A 19736-nucleotide genomic window follows, 5' to 3' on the forward strand; every position below is an offset into this window, starting at 1 on the left:
ACCCAGTCTCACTCAGGCTGCTGGAAGGCTTGAGCCGTATGAGGGGTGACTCTCAAGTACGGTTCTTAGGGGAGGCAGGAGTGGTAACACTCCTGCTTTACCCGACTGAAGGCCCACATCGGCGCGGATGCCGAGTCTGGCCTGGTGCACAGCGTGGTGGGGACGGCAGCCAACGTTGCTGACGTTACCCAGGTCGACAAACTGCTGCATGGAAAGGAAAACATGGTCGGCGCCGACGCGGGTTACACCGGCGTAGAGAAACGCCCGGAACATGAAGGCCGGGAGGTGATCTGGCAGATTGCGGCCCGCCGCAGTACGTACAAGAAGCTGAGTAAGCGCAGTGCGCTGTACAAAGCCAAGCGCAAGATCGAGAAATCCAAGGCCCAGGTGCGCGCCAAAGTCGAGCACCCGTTCCGGGTGATCAAGCGCCAATTCGGCTACGTGAAGACACGCTTCCGTGGCCTGGCGAAGAACACCGCGCAGTTGGTGACACTGTTCGCGCTGTCGAACCTGTGGATGGCGCGCCGACATTTGCTGACGAATGCAGGAGAGGTGCGTCTGTAATGCGGGAAATGGCCGGCGCGAGGTGCTCGCGCCGGCTATAAATCCGGAAAGAGGGGATGATTTGATCGTTTTTTAGCCGAATCACCGTTTTGAAATCGGCAAGGGCTGGAGTCAGCCAGAAATACCTGACTACTTCAGACCATCCCTAATGTATTTTTTAACCGTCCAAAGCTGACATCTCAAAAACCAACTTTTCCAACAGAATCGGCGGAAGAGGTTCTTCGCAAACAACTGTATCCATGCCAAACAAAATCTCTAACAGCTGCTTACGAAGGGGCACTTCATTATGATTTTGACTAGGGAATTTTGATGCTAGAACTCTGGCATAACCGGACTAAGCCACTGCCATAGCTCGCCCTGAAATAGTCACACTCAACCTCTGGACTTCAACGCTTTGACATTTTTTGAGTCGACAATAGCTCGAAGCATCCTCAGTTCTGCTTCGAGACTTTCGTTGATAGACACGAGTTTAACCTTCATAGCTTTCAATCCATTAATTTCTATACGGAGCTCCTTGATTATATCGCGCATCTCTCGCTGAGCCTCCAGTCCTTTGACAATCTTTTCTCGATGCCCCTGACCGAGAGCAGTACGAATTTCTTCGGCAACACGGGGATAGCGATTATGGATTGTTGCACGACTCATACCTGCCTCTTCGGCAACCGAGGCAATAGACAACTTTCTACTAGATTCTACTATCCTCGTACGTCCGTGCTGGATCCGCTTTAAAGCATCTAGCAACTTTTTTTCGGTTCCCGATATTCGATCTTCTTTATGCATGACGAAGCCCCCCTTCAAGTAAAACACCGAGCTTAAGCTCCTCAATATCAGCTCCAAGCTCTTGAAGGACGACTTCACACCGTCGAATATCGCTGTCAATTCGTGCACCCGCACCTGGACCACAGTCATTAGCGATAGCTTTAAGCTCCAACATTTGAGCATATATGCCTACCCAATGTGGCAGCCGCGATTCATCGATAAGACTTTTCGAGCAATCACCGCATCGAGTTTTATCCAAGACACTGCCACCGGAGCAGCCCGTACTATCTGCAGTACACCATGCAATACCAGTACTTCTCAGATGCACAACCTCCGATACAAACTGAACCATTTCACGGCGGCTTTTGTAAGTCCGAATCGCCTCATCAGAGGATCGAAAAATACGAATGGTCTCTGCCAAACCACCAGAAACTAATGCATCTTCTTCAAAAACACTTTCAAGCACCAGCATCTTTTCGTGACGCATTGCAACATAGATTTCATCAAACAGCTCTTTATCTCTAACTTGATCCTCTGTATATATCGCAGTCATATCCAGCGTCCAATGTTTGAAATGATCACGAAGATAACGAACATCACCGAGTTGACTGCGAGCCACATATCGAGCGAACGTCCTTCTAAATTGGTGTGGCGCGACCTCCCAGTCAATATTATGAGCCAGCATAAACCGCTTTAATCTTGCCCTAATGGTTTGTGCAGCAAAAACTTGGAGTTTATGTGCATGCCCTCCCCACCCAAGGAACAAAGAATCGAGATGCGCTTCATAATCATGCATCTCTATCAGATTATTTGCCGACTTAGCCAAACTGTATCTATCATTTAGCTCGGCACGAATCTCTGCGGTGACCTTCCCCGCAACATCTAGCGCTTCATGGGTAAGCTTTGTGACTAGCCAATCTACCTTACCCTCTTTGGTCTTTGTGGATACTCCAGACATCCAGTAAAACTTAGTACCATCTTCCCCATCACGTACGTAGTGAGCGCCTACTTTTAAGCTCATGAGCTCTGAAACTCTTATACCGCTCGTTAGAAGAATGACGATACTGCAGGCATCTAGCAGGAGATTTTTCTCAAGTCTCAACCCTAAAATGCCACCCCGGTATCCCGTAGCCGCAAGTTTTGCGTTTACAGTGCCAGAATAGGAATATTGGGTTTGCCAATCGGAAACCATTTCCGCAAGCGCTAATGTCTCGTCTGCGCGCTCTAGACGTGATACAGCCGCACGAAAAATTTCCGCGAGCTTGTTATCTGGAATTGGCAAGGTCTTTGATTGGGCCCAGTGAGCACGATTTGCGCCTGACAACTCAGTCGCGCTACTTTCAGGCCAAGGGTGCACCATGGGAGTAGTAGTAACTTTACTGAGCAGATGCAGTGTGTGCACCGAGCTAAATCGCGTACAAAGATAGGACTTAGAAAACTTATCACCAGATCTACTGCTACTATTTTTTAAATAATTAACATACTGCATACACAGAAATTCTGAAATTTCAGACAAGCACTCGACATAAGCATCAGCAAACTTCAAAAATAATGATACATTTTTGAAAAAAGAAATTAACGAAGATCCGACTGGTCGCACCCGGCCCTCTATGCCGTTTAAATAGTATTCAAGCATAACTATTTTCAGAACTGAGCGCCAACGCTCTGGAATCTTACCGAATCGAATGCATTTATCGTGGTCAGCAGTCCCTGGTGGAAAAATCGCGTTTGGGAATCGCCAAACGTCATCCGCGAGATAACTTAAGACTTTGTATGTCCCGTCCCCTAGCCGTGTAGCGGTGACTGCTATAGGCAGGTGCGTGTGACCTTCACGAGCCTTTCTCAGTGCTTCTTGTTGATAATAGCTAACACCCTTAGCCAAAATCATTATGCCAACCCCAAAATTTCAGGATCTTTCCAAAATGGATGAGGATTCTGCCTAGCTTTTTCCCTAGCAGCCACAACAGTGGACTTATCAAATTTAGGCAAGATTTTTTCGTCAATAATTTTAATTATATGCCTATATAACCTCACCCATTTTTTTGCACCGATTCGCCCGCGCTCACGAACCAACAACCAATAGAAGCTTAATAATCTATGCAGGTCATCCGCAGTCACTACAAAAGAGCTGCAGCGAAAGCAGTTTAAGAACTCCACACAATGACTCCCATTCTTGGGAGCCCTGTGCCCGTTAACGGTATCCTTGCAACGGGCCACAGCAGTATTTACCTCTTTTACCGGAATAATACCAAAATCGGTATGATCATTTTCGAGAAGTTCTTTATTACGAACCTCCCCCATCAACGCCCAATTTTTCTCAGCATCAGCCGGCGCTTCCAAATAACTATCTAGGAGGACTTTTGGAGTATTTCCAGCCAACATTGCAGTTAAAAAAGGATCATTACCTGAGAGCTCCCATATTTTATTTGCAAAGGTCTTCCTTAATCTAGACACATTAACAACCAGTCTATCACCATTATCAGAAATCAACTCATGACGAACTACCAGCGCCTCCAAAGCTCGATTAATAGTATTAATAGTTATAGGTGCAGGAGTTCTTTCATCAGGATTCTTTAAGGGGCGCTCACGAACGAATAGCCTATCTTTCCACTCCCCCCTACTCCTTATAGACTCATTCCTTTCTGCGACCATGTTTATAATAGCGGAAATATCGGGCAGCACCACACTCAGGGTATCTACTTCATCATCCAGCGCTGACACAGCGCCACTACTAACTGACTGACAGTTCACTTTATGAGCGCGGCGCTTATAAGTAATCAAAATACTACGATCACGCCTAAGCGGATGAGGAAGCAAACAACTCATGGAAAGTTCGATTAAAGGCGTAAGATTCAATCCAGTACGAGCTACAATTGCAACCGCACAAAAGGCCAAGCCTTCCGCCAAAATAGGACCAGACGCCTCTTTTAGTGCAATCACCTCTCTTTTCAAAGCATTAATAACTTGTGTAAACTCTTTCTTTGAAAAAGCTTTTTCACTACTTTTCCTCCTATTGGAGTGCGGGTAAGGATTAGGAGGAAATATATCACTTGAAAGTAACCCACACCGTACCAATTCGCCAAGCACTGACTTACAACAGGTGTAAATATTTTTCTGAGTTGTATATCCAGCACCAGAGGCCTCGAGATATCTAATAAAAGATGCAACAAACCCCCTATCAATATGTCGCAAACCTATCTCACCCTTCATAGCCATTGACATAAACGAGCAATAACATAAAAAGCTTCTCGAAACGCGCTTTGCATAAGTAATAATACTCGCCACGGACTTAGTCTTACCTTGCGAAGCTATAGCAGACCCGAGCAGCACTTCTATGACTTTATGGCAATAATAGGTAACCTCATCACACCCTACACCATAATATCGCCCGAAATCCAATTTCCGCACTGTCAACGGACTTTCCGGAAAGTTAATCACATAACTCTCCGGAACAAAATTAATGGTCTTTGACAGATGATCCGCAATGATGGGGCTAGATGAGCCTTTATCTATCACCAGAGCAGCAGAAGAAAAATCTTTGCGCGCCATATTCATATTCTTCCAACGCAGACAGAATCAATAAATTCTTGATACTCTCCCATAACATCATCTTCAATCATAGAAATTAAGTGCAAGTACCTCTGCGTAGTAGCCACACTGGAGTGGCCGAGCCTATCCCGCACATATAGCAACGGATCTATAACACTCTTACGCCTGCGCATGTCATGGAGTGTATGCGTCGCATAGGTATGACGGAGCATATGAGGAGTGACTGTGAAAGGAAGCCCCAGATCTTTCCACATATGGTTTAGACTCTGGCCTTTAGGACTGTAAGGCACACCATACCTAGATAGAAACAACGGAATTGACTCTACACATGAGGTCTGCATACTCCGATTACGCTCATGAATTTTGTACTGCCATAGCGCCGCCATAAGCGAGCGAGGGATGTCAATCTCCCGCGCCTTATTCCCCTTAAGCTCCATATCCTTTGGACTACAGAAAACTCTAAAGTGAGAACTGCCTTTAGATATTTTAGCGGGATCAAATATATAGGAGCTTGGAAATGTAAGGAGCTCTTCCTTCCTCAACCCACTACTTAGGGCTAGTCGTGCAATAAGCTTTTGAGTAGAACAACTTACGGCATTTAAAAAAATTCTAACCTGCTCTTTAGTTAAAATTTTTATTGCTGCTCTCTTCCCCTTCACTAGTATATCGGGAGAAGCGACATATCCTCCAGTTACATCCACATGAGCCAAAAATACAGAATGGACTGCGACCCTTACTGTTTCAACATCATATGGAACCCTCTCTATCCAACCTTGGCGCCTTGCATAGTTATAGAAAGAGCAAACAACTCGCAGTCTAAGATTTATGGTGTTTTCGCTAAGCCCGCAACTACGCATCGACCAGTCACGGTATGCAGCCAGTGGGCTCGAGCCCAGCTCAAAAAAACCAACATCTCTCCAGTCTCGATTGGCAGCATTTAGAAAACCTAAATAGTCGTAAAGGGCTTGCCCGTATGAGGCCCATGTATGTTTACTTTCAACTCGCCCCCTGTGAAGGCAGCGGTAAATCAAGAAGGCGCTTACCTCGGGAATTGACCGTAGTTCTGCTGTTAGGATGATAGGAAATCCAGGGTAGCTAACCCCGTTTATTTGGAACCCCTCATTTGCGAAGACCAACTCCATCTCACCCGCCCCATAAAGCTTGCAATATGAGTCACGGTAGACACCCCAGACTCCTACGACAAGGAAATGTGTAACTATTTAACAGGCACATTTCACATCGTTCCCGCATGGGTGATCGGCCATCAGCGCCAATGCTGGCAGGACGGTGGACGCAAACACTGCACGTCTACCGACCCGGTGTTCAGCCAGGCGGAAGCCGATCTGCACAACCTGGTACCTGTGGTCGGTGAAGTGAACGGCGACCGCAGCAATTACGGCTTCGGCATGCTCAGCGAAAAGCCCAGCCAGTACGGCGCCTGCCCCTTCGTAGTGAATTTCAAGCAGCGCACCGCCATGCCACCGACCTATGCCCGAGGCGCCATTGCCCGCACCTACCTGTACATGAGCGAGCGCTACGGATTGCGGCTGTCGAAGCAGGATCGCCGCCTGTATGACCTCTGGAATCGCCAATTCCCGGTCGACGAGTGGGAACGGTGGCGCAACCGCAGCGTCGCCTGCATACAGGGCAATGCCAACCCATACATCGGTGCAATCGACTTGCGGCGCTGCGGCCGTTCGCTTTCGCGTGCAGCCTCAGCACCAGGTCGAGAAGGCTAGATGACGCAGCTTTGCCAAGCCGAGGCTCGCCGCGCTTACAGTTGCGGCTAACCCCGCAAGCACTGCATGCTGCCGGCTCGACCGTTAATCATGGCGACGCCAATGCAAGACCGCACGCTTTACGCAGCGCTGGGATCGGGTGTACTGCTGGCACTGATCTGTTCCGCTGTTGCACCCTATGACCGCGCAACCTGGCTGCTTGAGGTAGCGCCAGTGCTGATCGCCGCCCCACTGCTGATCTGGAGTCACCGGCGCTTTCCGTTGACCCACCTGCTTTATTGGGTGATCGCCATCCATGCGCTGGTGTTGATTGTTGGTGGCACCTATACCTATGCCCGCGTGCCGCCGGGGTTCTGGGTGCAGGACTGGTTTGACCTCGCCCGCAACCCTTATGACAAGCTGGGCCATTTCATTCAGGGCGTCACGCCGGCCCTGCTCACGCGGGAGATTCTGCTGCGCCGTCGCTTCATCGCCGAAGGCAAGATGCTGGGCTTCCTAGCGCTTTGCGTCGCGCTGGCGTTCAGCGCCTTTTACGAGCTGATCGAATGGTGGGTAGCGCTCCTTGCCGGCCAGGGCGCGGAAGACTTCCTCGGTACGCAGGGCGACCCCTGGGATACCCAGTCGGACATGCTCATGGCGCTGATCGGCGCGGGGCTCTCCGTCACCCTACTGGCGCGGCCGCAAAACCGGCAGATCCGCCGGCTGGGCGGGGCAGGCGCAGCGGTGTAGCGCGGTGCTTTATCGACTTGGAGCTGATGCAGTTCTGCTGCTGCATCTCGCCTTCATCGTCTTCGTGTTGCTGGGCGGCCTGCTCGTTGCCTGGAAACGCGGATTCTTGCTGTTGCACCTTCCAGCGATCGCCTGGGGCCTCTTCGTTGAGCTGAGCGGACGCCCCTGCCCACTCACCCATTGGGAAAACCTGCTGAGGCGGCTGGCCGGGAACGCAGGCTACGAGGCCGGCTTCATCGAACATTACCTGCTACCACTGATCTACCCCGCCTGGCTGAGCGTGCCAGTGCAATATCTGTTGGCTGCCGTGGTGGTACTGGTTAACGCACTCATCTATGGCGGCCTGGCGTGGCGTCACCGGCATCCATCAACAGCGCGCCGCTGACTTCCACTCCTGCTTAAAGCTTCAGCTCGAAAGCGTCGCCATCGTGGTAAGCGGGGAATTTACTGCGAAACTTGGCCAGATGAGCCGCGCGAAGCGTTGTGCGGAACACCCCTTCAGCATCGCCGGCTTCGAGCAGCGGATCGCCGAGATAGTCCAGTACCTGGCTGTCGCCGCTGTAGGGATAGCCCTTGCCGTCTTCCCCGACCCGATTCACCGCCGCGACGTAGCAGAGGTTCTCGATCGCGCGCGCGGGCAACAGGCGATTCCAGGCACTACGCCGGGCTGCCGGCCAATTGGCCGTATAAAGGAGCAGGTCGGTATCATGGGGATCGCGGCTCCACACCGGAAAGCGCAGGTCATAGCAGATCAGCGGGCGCACGTGCCAGCCGTTGAGTTCGAACAGAGCCTGTTTTTCACCCGCCGTGTAGTGCTTGTGCTCCCCTGCCATGCGAAACAGATGGCGCTTGTCATAGTGCAGCATTTCGCCGTTCGGCCGGGCCCAGAGCAGACGGTTGCGATGGCTGCCATCGGCGGCCTCGATGATCACGCTGCCGGTGATCACCGCATCCATACGGGCCGCCTGCTCGCGCAACCAGGCGTAGGTCGGGCCTTCTTCAGGCTCGGCGAGCTCGGCGGAGTTCATCGAAAAGGCCGTGGTGAACATCTCCGGCAGGACGATCAAGTCCGCGCCGCGGGCGTCATCCAGCAGCCCGATGAAGCGCTCACGATTGGCAGCGGCATCCTGCCAGACCAGCGTCGTCTGGATCAGCGCCAGTTCAAGGTCGGGTAAATTATTCAGATCGCGCATAGTCGTTCTGCTGCTTGGCGCAGCGTCTCCTCTCGTTTGGCGAAGCAGAAGCGGACGAGCCGCGACTCTGCAGGAGGCGTTTGGTAGAACACCGAAATCGGAATACTGGCCACACCGTGTTCACGGGTCAGCCACTCTGCCATGGCGACATCTCCGAGATCCGGGCGAATCGCGGAATAATCGGCCAATTGGAAATAGGTGCCCGCGGCGCGCGTGAAGCGGAAGCGCGAGTTGGCCAGCAAATCGCAGAACAGATCACGCTTGGCCTGGTAGAACGCAGGCAGTTCCGCCAGATGCTCGGGATGCGCCGCCATGAAATCGGCCAACGCCCACTGCAACGGCGTGACACCGGTGAAACTGACGTACTGGTGCACCTTGCGCAGCTCGTTGCTGAGCGCGGCGGGCGCCACTACGTAGCCGGTTTTCCAACCGGTAACATGGTAGGTCTTGCCGAAGGAGCTGATGACATAGGCGCGCTGATACAGCTCATCATGACGCAACACGCTGGCGTGCTCGCGGCCGTCGAACACAAGATGCTCGTAGACCTCGTCGCTGAGCAGATAGATGTCGCGATCGCGGATCAGCACCGCCAGGCGATCCAGATCAGCCATTTCGATCAATGCGCCACTGGGATTGTGCGGCGTATTGAGCACGATCATCCGCGTGCGTGGGGTAATCGCATCGGCGAGCTTCTGCCAGTCGATGGCAAAGTCCGGCAGGCTCAGCGCCTGATGCACACAAACGCCGCCGGCGAGTTTCACGGCCGGCTCGTAGCTGTCATAGCAAGGATCGAAGACGATGACCTCGTCACCTGGCCGGATCACCGCCTGGATCGCACAGAAAATCGCTTGCGTCGCCCCGGGCGTGATCGTGACCTCGGCCTCGGCGCTGACCTGGCGGCCATATAGCGAGCTGACCTTGAGTGCCACCTGCTCACGCAGGGCCGGCAAGCCGGTCATTGGCGCGTATTGGTTGTGCCCTTCCATCACATGCCGGGCAACCGCCTCGCGCAGCGCGTCGGGGCCATCGAAATCGGGAAAGCCCTGGGAGAGATTCAGCGCACCGGTGTCCGCGGCCAGCTGGGACATGGTGGTGAAGATGGTCGTGCCAACGTTGGGCAGTTTACTGGTGATCATGGGCATCGGAGGCTTGAGGCTTGAGGCTTGAGCATGCACCGCCGCGATCCCGGTCGTCCAGCCTTCAGCCTCCATCGCTCTTGTCGGCTCTACCGCTTGTCGCGGCGCTTCTTCTCGGCCTTCTTGTGGTGGGACATGAGGCGACGCTTCTTGTTTACCTGACGGTCGGTCAGGGTGTTCTTCTTGCCTTCGAAAGGGTTTTCGCCGCCCTTGTACTCGATACGGATGGGCGTACCGACCAGCTTCAGAACGCGTCGGTAAGTGTTCTCCAAATAACGCGTATAGGACTTGGGGACCGAGTCGACCTGGTTGCCATGGATAATGATGAGCGGCGGGTTGGCGCCGCCCAGGTGTGCATAACGCAGCTTGATTCGCCGGCTGGCAACCATCGGCGGCGCATGCTCGCGAACCGCGTCTTCAAGGATCTGCGTCAAACGGCTGGTGGGCCATCGAGTCACGGCTGAAGTGAACGAGGCCTGCACCGACTTGTACAAATTGCCAACGCCGGTGCCATGTTTGGCGGAGATGAAGTGGATGTCGGCGAACTCGACGAAGAACAACCGGCGCTCCAGCTCGGTCTTTACATAGTCGCGCTCACTCGGCTCCATGCCGTCCCACTTGTTCAGCGCGATAACCAGCGCGCGGCCGCTTTCCAGCACGAAACCAAGCAGGTTCAAGTCGTGTTCGACGACGCCCTCACGGGCATCCATGACGAAAATCACCACGTTGGAGTCCTGAATCGCCTGCAGCGTCTTGACCACCGAGAACTTTTCCACGGCCTCGAAGACCTTGCCGCGGCGACGCACACCGGCCGTATCGATCAGTGTGTACTTTTCGTCATCACGCTCGAACGGAATGTAGATGCTGTCGCGGGTAGTACCGGCCTGGTCATAGACAATGACCCGCTCCTCACCGAGCATGCGGTTGACCAATGTCGACTTGCCCACGTTGGGCCGGCCGATGATGGCGATCTTGATGCCATCCTTCTCGCTCGGCCCCGGAATGCGTTTGAGTTCCTCGCCTTCGGCTACCGCTTCGCCTTCTTCGCCCTCGTCTTCAGCAACCTCGGCGTTGTCCTTGGGAAACACACCGAGCGCCTGCTCAAGCATATGGCTGATGCCACGGCCATGGGCCGCGGCGATCGGTAGAGCATCGCCGAGGCCCAGCGGACTGAATTCCGCCCGGGCGATGTCGGGATCAATGCTGTCGACCTTGTTCGCCACCAGGAAGTGGCGCTTGTTCATCTTGCGCAAGTGCTCGGCAATCATCTGGTCGCCAGGTGTCATACCGGCACGTGCATCGACCATGAACATGACCGCATCGGCCTCTTGCATGGCTTGCAAGGACTGCTCGGCCATCTTCGCGTCAATGCCCTGCTCGTCCCCGGTAAGGCCGCCGGTATCGATGACGATGTAGGTGCGGCCCTGCCATTTGGCTTCGCCATACTGGCGGTCACGGGTCAGACCGGCATATTCCGCGACAATGGCGTCACGGCTTCTGGTCAGACGATTAAACAGGGTGGACTTGCCAACGTTCGGGCGGCCCACCAGGGCGATTACGGGAACCATGCGGCTCTCCACTGCGATATTTCAGAAAACACGAAGGCCGCTGCAAGGCAGCGGCCGACTATTTGTTGTTCCGCCTGGACGGAACAAGGTGCACGACGTGAGGCTGTCAATCCGCCTGGCGAATGGTCATTGCGACAAGCTTGCCGTCGTTGCCGTAGGCATACAGCCAGTCACCTTCGACCACGGGTCGGGCTCGCACCCCGGCGCTGTCGACGCGAGTTCGCGCGACGAAACGCCCATCGACCTGGCTGAGGAAGTGCAGATAGCCCTCCTTGTCTCCCACCACGACGTAGCTGGAAAAAACCGCCGGGGCGGAAAGCTGCCGACGCAGCAGCGAATCGTTGCTCCACAGCACGGTTGTCGATCGCTCATCGATGCCTAGCACCGTGCCGTCGGCTTGGCTCACGTAGACACTGCCATACCCCATTGCAAGGCCGGTCGCCGTGGACGCATCGCGTTGCCAGAGAATCCGACCGCTCTCCAGATCCAGCGCCGCAGCACGGCCCTGGAAGGAGGCGACATACAAGGTGCCGCCTGAAAGTAGCAGCCCGCCATCGATATCGACTACGCGCTCCAGTTCGGAACGGCCTTGTGGAATGGCGACGCGCTGCTCCCAGATCGGCAAGCCACGGCGGGTGTCCAGCGCCACCACCTTGCCAGTGGAAAGGCCGGCGATTGCCAATTGATTGGTCAGCAGTGGCGCTCCAGTCCCCCGTAGCGTCAGCACCGCCGGCGAGCTTTCGTAGCTCCAACGTTGCGCTCCGGTGTCGATTTCGAGCGCAATGACGCGATCGTCCTGGGTTTGGACCACCACGACATCGCCGTTCACGGCCGGCGCAGCAAGTACCTCGCTGCTGACCTGGCTGCGCCAACGTTCTTCGCCGGTCGAAACATCCAGCGCCAACACTTCACCCCGTAGCGTACCGACTAGAATCAGACCATAGCCAGCGCCCACTGCACCCGAGATCGGGACCTCCAGGTCGTTCTTCCAGTTGACCTTGCCGGTCGTGCGGTCCATGGCCACGACCAACCCTTCAACGTCGGCAGCAAATAGCTCGTTACCGTAGACAACGGGAGTCAGCAGATTGTAGGTCTCGCCCTGGCCATCGCCGATGGAGCGGCTCCACTGTTCTTTCAGCTGGATTTCAGCGTCAAACTTGACCAGTTCGGCGGGCTCGGGTTCTTTCTTGTCATTGCTGCTGCAACCCGCCGCCAGGACGGCCAGGGTCAGCAATGCTGCAGTTTTCCAACGCATCAATTCACGCCTCTCCACGAGCCAGATCGTCAAGTTTCAGCTGCAGGCCACCAATTGCAGCATCCTGCGACAGCAATTCCTTCGCCTTGGAATAGGCAGCGTGGGCCTCGTCAGGACGCTCAAGCTTGACCAGCAGATCACCCCGCAACTCTTCGCGGCTGGCAGCAAATGCTTCAACCGCGTCGCCTTCCAACAGCGCGAGCCCTTCTTCGGCCTTGTCCTGAGCCGCCAGGATACGGGCCAAACGTTGGCGAGCCAGCTCTTCCAGGGTCTTGTCGGCCGGCTTGTCCAGCACCGCCTGCAACTCTGTCGCGGCCTCGTCGAGACGTCCGGACTCCACCGCCACCTTGGCGACGAAGAGGCTGCCGTACTGAGCGTAGTGGGAACCTGCAAATTCTTTCTGCAGCAGATTGCCCAAGCGCGAGACCTCGGCGGTATCTGCATTACCTTCTTCCAACGCGGCATTCAGCAGCTGCTGGTAGATCGTCGAGGCGCTCTGGGCCTGATTGAGCTGGTGCTTCTGCCAGAACTGCCAGCCAAATACCAGCACCAGAGCAAGCGCGCCTCCCATCAGCAATGGTTTGCCGTTCCGCTGCCACCATTCCTTGATTTGCGCCAGCTGTTCTTCTTCGGTACCCGAGGTCACACCGTCACTCCTTACATTCGCTGAAATCGGACCTGTTTGCTCACGCCAAACAGGCAGCCAGACACTCGGGCAGAGCATCCCAGGCAATGCTTTGTTGCTCGCTATCGTCGCGCAGCGGCTTGCAACCTACCACGCGGCCGGCCAGTTCGTCGTCACCCAGAATCAGTGCGAACCGGGCGCCGCTCTTGTCAGCTTTCTTGAACTGACTCTTGAAGCTTCCGCCGCCCGCGTTGACCAGCAAGCGCAGGCCGGGCAACGCATCGCGCAATCGCTCCGCCAGGCCGAGTGCAGCCAGTTCGGACGCCTCACCAAAGGCACAGATGTACACATGGGCCGGCTGATTAAGCTCCTCAGGCACCAATTCGAGCGTCTCGAGTAACAACACCAGACGCTCGATACCCATGGCGAAACCTACGCCCGGCGTCGGCTTGCCGCCAAATTGAGTGACAAGCCCGTCATAGCGACCACCCGCACAAACGGTACCTTGCGAGCCCAGTTTATCGGTCACCCACTCGAACACGGTCCGGCCGTAGTAATCCAGGCCCCGCACCAGCTTGGGATTGATCTGGTAGTCGATTCCCGCCACTTCGAGACGGGCCTTGAGGCCCTCGAAATGCGTACGTGACTCTTGGTCGAGATAGTCATGCAAGCTCGGCGCATCGACGAGCAGCGCTTGGGTCTGAGCGTTCTTGCTGTCGAGAATACGCAGCGGGTTGCTGGTCAGACGGCGCTGGCTGTCTTCGTCGAGTTGCTCGAAATGCTGTTGCAGGTACGCCACCAGCGCGTCCCGATAGGTCGCCCTCGCCTCGCTGGAACCTAAGCTGTTCAACTGCAGGGTGACTGCACCGGATAGGCCAAGCTTCTTCCACAGTCGAGCCGTAAGCGCGATCAGCTCGGCATCGATATCCGGACCCGGCTGATTGAACACCTCAACACCGATCTGGTGGAACTGACGATAGCGGCCTTTCTGCGGCTTTTCATAGCGGAACATGGGCCCTGCGTACCAGAGTTTCTGTACCTGTCCGCCCCCGGTCATGCCATGCTCGAGCACCGCGCGCACGCAACCGGCAGTGCCCTCAGGACGCAGCGTCAGTGATTCCTCGTTCCGGTCCAGGAAGCTGTACATTTCCTTGTCGACCACGTCGGTCCCCTCGCCGATTCCACGGGCGAACAGATCGGTGAATTCGAGAATCGGCAGACGAATCTCGCTGTAGCCGTAGCTATCGAGCAGCTGTGCGAAGGTTGTCTCGAGATAGCGCCAGACCGGCGTCTGGGCCGGCAGAATATCGTTCATGCCACGAATGGCTTGCAGGGACTTGCTCAATTCGTTTCCTTAGTTCAGCTGCGCAGAATCAGCGCAGCGTCAGTCTCAGCCTTCTCGGTGGCCTTGCGGCGAATCAACTGTTCCAGTTCATCGACCAGATTGTCATTGTTCAGCTTCTGCGCTGGTTTCCCGTCGATATATATAAGGTTGTTCGGCGTGCCACCCGTAAGACCTATGTGCGCTTCCTTGGCTTCCCCGGGTCCATTCACAACGCAGCCGATCACCGCGACGTCCAAAGGCACCAGCAAATCATCAAGCCGGCCCTCAAGCTCGTTCATGGTCTTGACCACGTCGAAGTTCTGGCGCGAGCAACTCGGGCAGGCGATGAAATTGATCCCGCGTGAACGTAGACGCAGCGACTTGAGAATGTCGAAACCGACCTTGATTTCTTCTACCGGGTCGGCGGCCAGGGAAATCCGGATGGTGTCGCCGATGCCTTCGGCGAGCAGCATGCCCAGCCCTACCGACGACTTCACCGTACCCGAACGCAAGCCACCGGCTTCGGTAATGCCCAGGTGCAAAGGCTGTTCGATTTTGTCCGCCAAGAGACGATAGGCAGCCACCGCCATGAACACGTCAGAGGCCTTGACGCTGACTTTGAAATCAGGGAAGTTCAGCCGGTCGAGATGCTCGACATGGCGCAACGCAGATTCCACGAGCGCCTCGGGCGTCGGCTCGCCGTACTTTTTCTGCAGATCCTTTTCCAACGAACCGGCATTGACGCCAATGCGGATCGGGATGCCGCGGTCCCGCGCCGCTTCGACGACGGCGCGGACACGGTCTTCGCGACCGATATTACCGGGGTTGATGCGCAGGCAATCGACGCCAAGCTCGGCGACGCGTAGAGCGATCCGGTAGTCGAAATGAATGTCCGCCACCAACGGCAAACTGACGCGCTGCTTGATCTTGCCGAACGCCTCGGCCGCCTCCATCGAAGGTACTGACACACGCACGATGTCAGCTCCGGCATTCCTCAGCCGCTCGATCTGGGCAACCGTGGCATCCACATCGCAGGTTTCGGTATTGGTCATGCTCTGTACGGCGATAGGCGCATCGCCGCCGACCGGTACGTTGCCTACCCAGATTTTTCGAGTAGGGCGACGCTTGATGGGAGACTCACTATGCATGATTACTGTCCGAGCTTGAGACGCGCAGTCGCGCCGCGCGTTTTGCCAGAAAGACTGACGGCTTCACCGTTGAAGCTGACCTGCACACCAGACGCAAAGCCCAGGTGCAGATCTAGCGGGGTTTTACCGACCAGGGTGCGACTGCTGCCAGCCTTGGCCAGGCCGCTGTAGAGAACCTTCCCGTTCGCATCGGTAACCCGGGTCCAACTATCCGCCGTGTAGTCCAAGGTCAGACGACCCTCCCCCGGTGCGACCGCCTCCACTTCGGCGACCTGGGCTCGCGTGGCGTCGGCCTCCGCAGCGGCCGGCGCCTCACTGGACGGTGCAGTCTCGTCCTGTTGCATGGGCATTCCAGCGGCCGTTTCGACTGCCGGCTGCGCGTCTGACTGCAACGTTTCGGTGCTGGCTACCTGGGCCTCGTCGCTGGTGTCCGATGGAATCGAGTCAGCCCGTTCCTCGATCAGGGGTTCAACAGGCTCCTCAGCTCGGTCGAGCAGATGAATCTCGGTGGTACCGTCTGCAGCCTCGACCTCAATTCGCTCGAGTGCGGACACCGCTGGGCCCGACTCGGTACGCGCCGAGCGATCCTGCCACCACAGGAAGGCACCTATGCCGATTACCAGCGTCAGGATGAAGGTAAAGAAGCGCACCATGCTGCGCGACAGGCGCACGGGCTGATCAATGTGGCCGAGGCTATTGACGCTGCTGCCGGTTGCATCCGTACCGGTATGTTGGTCGAACTGCTGTACCAGACGATTCTGGTCCAGGCCCAGAAGCTTGGCGTAAGCACGAACGTAGCCGCGGGCAAATGTGTGGCCAGGCAGCTGACTGAAGTCCCCCGCCTCGATCTGGGTGAGCGATCGTTCCGACAGATTGAGCTGCTTGGCTACCGCAGCAAGAGACCAGTTTTTGCCTTCGCGTGCGGCGCGTAACGTTTCGCCAGGGTTGGCCAGGGCCGTCGGGGCAGCGGCATCAGAATGGGGCGCTATCATTGTTGCTCCGAAAGAAACTGGCGATATTCAGGCGTCCCCGGATACAGGCGCTTTAGCTGCAAACCCAGGCTCGCCGCCTGATCGCGGTCCTGATGGATTTTCGCCAAACGAATGCCCAGCAACAGACTGCGGGCATTCTGCTCGGAAAGGCTGCTGAAACCGTCGTAGTAGCGTTTTGCAGGAACGTACTGCCTGTCTTCATACGCCATCATGGCCAATTCGAGCAGTGCGCGTGGTTGTCGACTGTCGAGGCGCAGGGCGCGAGTGAAATAGGTTTCGGCCTGCTCGCGCTGGCCCAGCATCAATGCGGTCATGCCCATGTTCTGAAAGACGTGCGAGCGCCCTGAATAGAGATTATCTTCGGCTGCTTGCGAGAAGCGTTCCATTGCCTCCCGATAGCGCTTCTGCTCGAACAGAAAACTGCCGTAGTTGTTCAGAATGCGGGCGTCGCTGCGACTGGATAGCGCCTTGCGGTAATGCTCGTCTGCCAGCTGATTTTCCATCTCGTTCTGAAATACCAAGGCCAATGCGGCGTGGGCATCTGCACTGTTCGGATCCAGCTCGAGCGCTTTGCGTAGCGGCGATTTGGCACGAGAGGCCTCGCCTTGCTGCAAATAGCCGATGCCAAGCTGAACATAGGCATCTCGCGCTTCGTCGCGCCCTTCGGAGGTACGCATCGGGTTGCCCGACCCGGAAGACACGCAGCCAACCAGCAGGCTGGCGAGCAGAAACAGCAGCGCAACGCGCAAGGTCATCAACAGCATCCCCCTCAGGAACGGTTCGCAGCAACGGGCGCCGTCACTGGCTCGGATTGCAGCTGGCGCACTGCGATGTAGCGCTCGCTTCGGCGTGTTCTATCCAATACCTGCCCGACCAGCTGGCCGCAGGCGGCATCGATATCCTCACCGCGAGTGGTACGCACCGTTACATTGTGCCCGGCTTTGCGCAGGATGTCCTGAAAACGACGAATTGCATTGTTGCTCGGCCGCTCATATCCGGAATGCGGGAAGGGGTTGAAGGGAATCAGGTTGATCTTGCAGGGAATTTTCGCCAGTAGGGCGGTCATCTGCTGTGCATGTTCAGGCTGATCGTTGACGCCCTGCAGCAACGTGTATTCGATCGTTAGAACACGCTTTTCGCCCAGATTGGAAATGTAGCGCTGACAAGCCGCGAGCAGCATCTCCAAGGGGTATTTCTTGTTGATCGGGACCAACCGATCACGCAATTCATCGTTCGGCGCGTGCAGTGACAGCGCCAGCGACACGTCGATGACCTTGGACAGCTCGTCGATCATCGGCACTACGCCTGATGTCGAAAGGGTCACCTTGCGCTTGGAGATACCGTATCCGAGGTCGTCCATCATGATTTGCATGGCGGCGACGACATTATCGAAGTTGAGCAAGGGCTCGCCCATGCCCATCATGACGACGTTGGTGATGGCGCGGTCGACCTTCGCCGGTATCGAGCCGAACGACTTGTTGGCAATCCACACCTGACCGATCACTTCGGCAGCGGTGAGGTTGCTGTTGAAACCTTGCTTGCCCGTCGAGCAGAAACTGCAGTCCAGCGCGCAGCCAGCCTGGGAGGAAACGCAGAGCGTGCCCCGCCCACCCTGGGGAATATAGACGGTCTCCACACAGCTACCCGAAGCCACCCGCACCACCCATTTGCGGGTGCCGTCGGTGGAAATGTCTTCGCTGACAATTTCGGGGCCGCGGATCTCGGCAGAGGCCTTGAGCTTTTCGCGCAAGGCCTTGCCAATATTGCTCATGGCATCGAAGTCATCGACGCCAAAGTGGTGAATCCATTTCATGACCTGACCGGCACGAAAGCGCTTCTCCCCTATTGAATCGAAGAAGCTTTCCAACTGAGGCTGGGTCAGGCCCAGCAGATTCACTTTACCGGTAGTCGAAGTCATCTGGATTCACCTTCGCCTGATCAGCGAATGCGGGCACACACTTCGGTGGCAGAGAAGAAGTAGGCGATTTCGCGAGCAGCGGACGCCTCGGAGTCGGAACCATGAACAGCGTTCTCATCGATGGAGACGGCGAAATCGGCGCGGATAGTGCCAGGAGCTGCTTCCTTCGGGTTGGTAGCGCCCATCAGCTCACGGTTTTTGGCGATCGCGTCTTCACCTTCGAGCACCTGAACGATGACCGGACCAGAAACCATGAACGCGACCAGATCCCTGAAGAAGCCGCGCTCGCTGTGCTCGGCATAGAAACCGCCCGCTTCACGCTCGGACAATTGGACCATCTTCGAAGCGACGACACGCAGACCAGCCTTCTCGAAACGAGCGGTGATTTCACCGATAACATTCTTGGCGACGGCGTCAGGCTTGATGATGGAGAAAGTGCGTTGCAGGGCCATTTGAAACTCCAGAAAACGATAGGTTAAAGCGAACGAGTAAACCCGCGAATTATACGCGGGTCAGGTCGAAAAATATAAGGGCAGCCTGATGGGCCGGAAGCGCTGAAGGCTTAAAGGCCGGAAGATCAAGCCTCAAGCCTCAAGCCTCAAGCCTCGTAGGATGGGCTTCACCTTGCCGGTGTCGATGCTGGTGGGCTGAAGCCCACCCTACCCAAGGCTTGCACTTGCCACTACTCTAGATTTCTTCTATCCAGGCCGCCTGTATGGCTTCCAGAACCTTTTCGCCGCCACGCGTCGGATCGTCAGAAAATTCCGGCAGCTCGACAACCCAACGATGCAGTTCGACGAAATTCACGTAGCGGGGATCCACGTCAGGCTTGCGCTCAGCCAGCTCGATCGCGATATCCAATACGTCAGACCATTTAAGCGCCATGACTCACCTCGCCTTAATGACCTTCGGACACTTGATTGATGGTGTATTTCGGAATCTCGACTACCAAGTCCATATCCGCGACAGCAGCCTGACAGGACAGCCTGGAGGTAGGTTCGAGCCCCCACGCCTTGTCCAACATGTCATCTTCCAGCTCGTCGGAGGCTTCCAGAGAAGCAAAGCCCTCACGGATCACCACATGGCAGGTCGTGCAGGCACAGGATTTTTCACAGGCATGCTCGATATCAATGCCATTTCGCAGCGCAGCGTCGAGCACCGTCTCACCGGGCTGAGCATCCACTACCGCCCCCTCCGGACAATGCTCGGCATGGGGCAGGAAAACAATCTGCGGCAT

Annotated in this window: 19 protein-coding genes and 2 pseudogenes; 4 read left to right on the forward strand and 17 right to left on the reverse strand. The window is 55.8% G+C overall.

Going from position 1 to position 19736, the window contains the following annotated elements; translation table 11 throughout:
- Positions 1-105: 105 nt before the first annotated feature.
- Positions 106-564: pseudogene (locus NA637_RS06440) on the forward strand (IS5-like element ISPst5 family transposase); the annotation flags it as partial.
- Positions 565-936: 372 nt separating this feature from the next.
- Here the strand turns inward: NA637_RS06440 and NA637_RS06445 are convergent.
- From NA637_RS06445 to NA637_RS06460, 4 genes are all read right to left on the reverse strand, one after another.
- Complete coding sequence (locus tag NA637_RS06445) at positions 937-1344, reverse strand: TetR family transcriptional regulator (RefSeq protein WP_256071501.1); 408 nt, start codon at positions 1342-1344, stop codon at positions 937-939.
- Complete coding sequence (locus NA637_RS06450; protein WP_256071502.1) at positions 1337-2959, reverse strand: tyrosine-type recombinase/integrase; 1623 nt, start codon at positions 2957-2959, stop codon at positions 1337-1339. Before NA637_RS06450 ends, NA637_RS06445 begins: the two co-directional genes overlap by 8 nt.
- A gap of 251 nt (positions 2960-3210) precedes the next feature.
- Positions 3211-4872: a hypothetical protein gene (locus NA637_RS06455; RefSeq protein WP_256071503.1), complete on the reverse strand. Its 1662-nt coding sequence runs from the start codon at positions 4870-4872 to the stop codon at positions 3211-3213.
- 2 nt (positions 4873-4874) lie between these two features.
- Positions 4875-6014: a tyrosine-type recombinase/integrase gene (locus tag NA637_RS06460; protein ID WP_256071504.1), complete on the reverse strand. Its 1140-nt coding sequence runs from the start codon at positions 6012-6014 to the stop codon at positions 4875-4877.
- Between the two features lie 93 nt (positions 6015-6107).
- Here NA637_RS06460 and NA637_RS06465 point away from each other — a divergent pair.
- The 3 genes and pseudogenes from NA637_RS06465 to NA637_RS06475 form a co-directional block, all read left to right on the forward strand.
- Positions 6108-6611, forward strand: a pseudogene (locus NA637_RS06465) (endonuclease); the annotation flags it as partial.
- A gap of 102 nt (positions 6612-6713) precedes the next feature.
- Positions 6714-7340, forward strand: a complete 627-nt coding sequence (locus tag NA637_RS06470; protein ID WP_256071505.1) for a DUF2238 domain-containing protein — start codon at positions 6714-6716, stop codon at positions 7338-7340.
- A 4-nt stretch (positions 7341-7344) separates the two neighbouring features.
- Entirely contained in the window at positions 7345-7725 is a 381-nt protein-coding gene (locus NA637_RS06475) for a DUF2784 family protein (protein WP_256071506.1), read from the forward strand.
- Positions 7726-7738: 13 nt separating this feature from the next.
- Here NA637_RS06475 and NA637_RS06480 read toward each other — a convergent pair whose 3' ends face one another.
- The 13 genes from NA637_RS06480 to fdx form a co-directional block, all read right to left on the reverse strand.
- Positions 7739-8533, reverse strand: coding sequence for an amidohydrolase (locus NA637_RS06480; protein ID WP_256071507.1), 795 nt, complete (start codon positions 8531-8533; stop codon positions 7739-7741).
- Positions 8521-9669, reverse strand: a complete 1149-nt coding sequence (locus NA637_RS06485; RefSeq protein WP_256071508.1) for a pyridoxal phosphate-dependent aminotransferase — start codon at positions 9667-9669, stop codon at positions 8521-8523. The genes NA637_RS06480 and NA637_RS06485 overlap by 13 nt, the downstream gene beginning before the upstream one ends.
- Before the next feature lie 89 nt (positions 9670-9758).
- Complete coding sequence (gene der / locus NA637_RS06490) at positions 9759-11237, reverse strand: ribosome biogenesis GTPase Der (protein ID WP_256071509.1); 1479 nt, start codon at positions 11235-11237, stop codon at positions 9759-9761.
- 106 nt (positions 11238-11343) lie between these two features.
- Positions 11344-12492 carry an outer membrane protein assembly factor BamB gene (bamB, locus tag NA637_RS06495; protein ID WP_256071510.1) on the reverse strand — a complete coding sequence of 383 codons (1149 nt, stop codon included), beginning with the start codon at positions 12490-12492 and terminating at the stop codon, positions 11344-11346.
- A gap of 4 nt (positions 12493-12496) precedes the next feature.
- A complete protein-coding gene (locus tag NA637_RS06500) occupies positions 12497-13138 on the reverse strand; it encodes a YfgM family protein (protein ID WP_256071511.1) in 642 nt (213 codons plus the stop codon).
- A 40-nt stretch (positions 13139-13178) separates the two neighbouring features.
- The gene (hisS, locus tag NA637_RS06505) at positions 13179-14462 is read right to left on the reverse strand and encodes a histidine--tRNA ligase (protein ID WP_256071512.1); all 1284 of its coding nucleotides are present in this window, start codon (positions 14460-14462) and stop codon (positions 13179-13181) included.
- A 14-nt stretch (positions 14463-14476) separates the two neighbouring features.
- On the reverse strand, positions 14477-15589 hold the full coding sequence (gene ispG / locus NA637_RS06510; RefSeq protein ID WP_256071513.1) for a flavodoxin-dependent (E)-4-hydroxy-3-methylbut-2-enyl-diphosphate synthase: 1113 nt from the start codon (positions 15587-15589) through the stop codon (positions 14477-14479).
- A 2-nt stretch (positions 15590-15591) separates the two neighbouring features.
- Positions 15592-16581 (reverse strand): RodZ domain-containing protein, encoded by a 990-nt coding sequence (locus tag NA637_RS06515; RefSeq protein ID WP_256071514.1) that lies wholly within the window; start codon positions 16579-16581, stop codon positions 15592-15594.
- Positions 16578-17336, reverse strand: a complete 759-nt coding sequence (gene pilW, locus NA637_RS06520) for a type IV pilus biogenesis/stability protein PilW (RefSeq protein WP_256071515.1) — start codon at positions 17334-17336, stop codon at positions 16578-16580. Before pilW ends, NA637_RS06515 begins: the two co-directional genes overlap by 4 nt.
- Before the next feature lie 14 nt (positions 17337-17350).
- Entirely contained in the window at positions 17351-18499 is a 1149-nt protein-coding gene (gene rlmN, locus NA637_RS06525; RefSeq protein WP_256071516.1) for a 23S rRNA (adenine(2503)-C(2))-methyltransferase RlmN, read from the reverse strand.
- Between the two features lie 20 nt (positions 18500-18519).
- Positions 18520-18951: a nucleoside-diphosphate kinase gene (ndk, locus tag NA637_RS06530; RefSeq protein ID WP_256071517.1), complete on the reverse strand. Its 432-nt coding sequence runs from the start codon at positions 18949-18951 to the stop codon at positions 18520-18522.
- Between the two features lie 235 nt (positions 18952-19186).
- Positions 19187-19384, reverse strand: coding sequence for a Fe-S cluster assembly protein IscX (gene iscX, locus NA637_RS06535; RefSeq protein ID WP_256071518.1), 198 nt, complete (start codon positions 19382-19384; stop codon positions 19187-19189).
- Positions 19385-19397: 13 nt separating this feature from the next.
- Positions 19398-19736, reverse strand: a complete 339-nt coding sequence (gene fdx / locus NA637_RS06540; protein ID WP_256071519.1) for an ISC system 2Fe-2S type ferredoxin — start codon at positions 19734-19736, stop codon at positions 19398-19400.

It is taken from the genome of Stutzerimonas stutzeri (assembly GCF_024448935.1).
Classification (GTDB): domain Bacteria; phylum Pseudomonadota; class Gammaproteobacteria; order Pseudomonadales; family Pseudomonadaceae; genus Stutzerimonas; species Stutzerimonas stutzeri_AO.

Bases quoted from the DNA above. Each gene is read 5' to 3' on its own strand.
- rlmN (WP_256071516.1), bottom strand. From the start codon at position 18,499: ATGACTTCGACTACCGGTAAAGTGAATCTGCTGGGCCTGACCCAGCCT.
- NA637_RS06460 (WP_256071504.1), bottom strand. From the start codon at position 6,014: ATGGAGTTGGTCTTCGCAAATGAGGGGTTCCAAATAAACGGGGTTAGC.
- NA637_RS06485 (WP_256071508.1), bottom strand. From the start codon at position 9,669: ATGATCACCAGTAAACTGCCCAACGTTGGCACGACCATCTTCACCACC.
- NA637_RS06470 (WP_256071505.1), top strand. From the start codon at position 6,714: ATGCAAGACCGCACGCTTTACGCAGCGCTGGGATCGGGTGTACTGCTG.
- bamB (WP_256071510.1), bottom strand. From the start codon at position 12,492: ATGCGTTGGAAAACTGCAGCATTGCTGACCCTGGCCGTCCTGGCGGCG.
- NA637_RS06515 (WP_256071514.1), bottom strand. From the start codon at position 16,581: ATGATAGCGCCCCATTCTGATGCCGCTGCCCCGACGGCCCTGGCCAAC.
- NA637_RS06445 (WP_256071501.1), bottom strand. From the start codon at position 1,344: ATGCATAAAGAAGATCGAATATCGGGAACCGAAAAAAAGTTGCTAGAT.
- ndk (WP_256071517.1), bottom strand. From the start codon at position 18,951: ATGGCCCTGCAACGCACTTTCTCCATCATCAAGCCTGACGCCGTCGCC.
- NA637_RS06455 (WP_256071503.1), bottom strand. From the start codon at position 4,872: ATGGCGCGCAAAGATTTTTCTTCTGCTGCTCTGGTGATAGATAAAGGC.
- NA637_RS06450 (WP_256071502.1), bottom strand. From the start codon at position 2,959: ATGCTTGAATACTATTTAAACGGCATAGAGGGCCGGGTGCGACCAGTC.
- der (WP_256071509.1), bottom strand. From the start codon at position 11,237: ATGGTTCCCGTAATCGCCCTGGTGGGCCGCCCGAACGTTGGCAAGTCC.
- ispG (WP_256071513.1), bottom strand. From the start codon at position 15,589: ATGCATAGTGAGTCTCCCATCAAGCGTCGCCCTACTCGAAAAATCTGG.
- NA637_RS06480 (WP_256071507.1), bottom strand. From the start codon at position 8,533: ATGCGCGATCTGAATAATTTACCCGACCTTGAACTGGCGCTGATCCAG.
- iscX (WP_256071518.1), bottom strand. From the start codon at position 19,384: ATGGCGCTTAAATGGTCTGACGTATTGGATATCGCGATCGAGCTGGCT.
- fdx (WP_256071519.1), bottom strand. From the start codon at position 19,736: ATGCCGCAGATTGTTTTCCTGCCCCATGCCGAGCATTGTCCGGAGGGG.
- pilW (WP_256071515.1), bottom strand. From the start codon at position 17,336: ATGACCTTGCGCGTTGCGCTGCTGTTTCTGCTCGCCAGCCTGCTGGTT.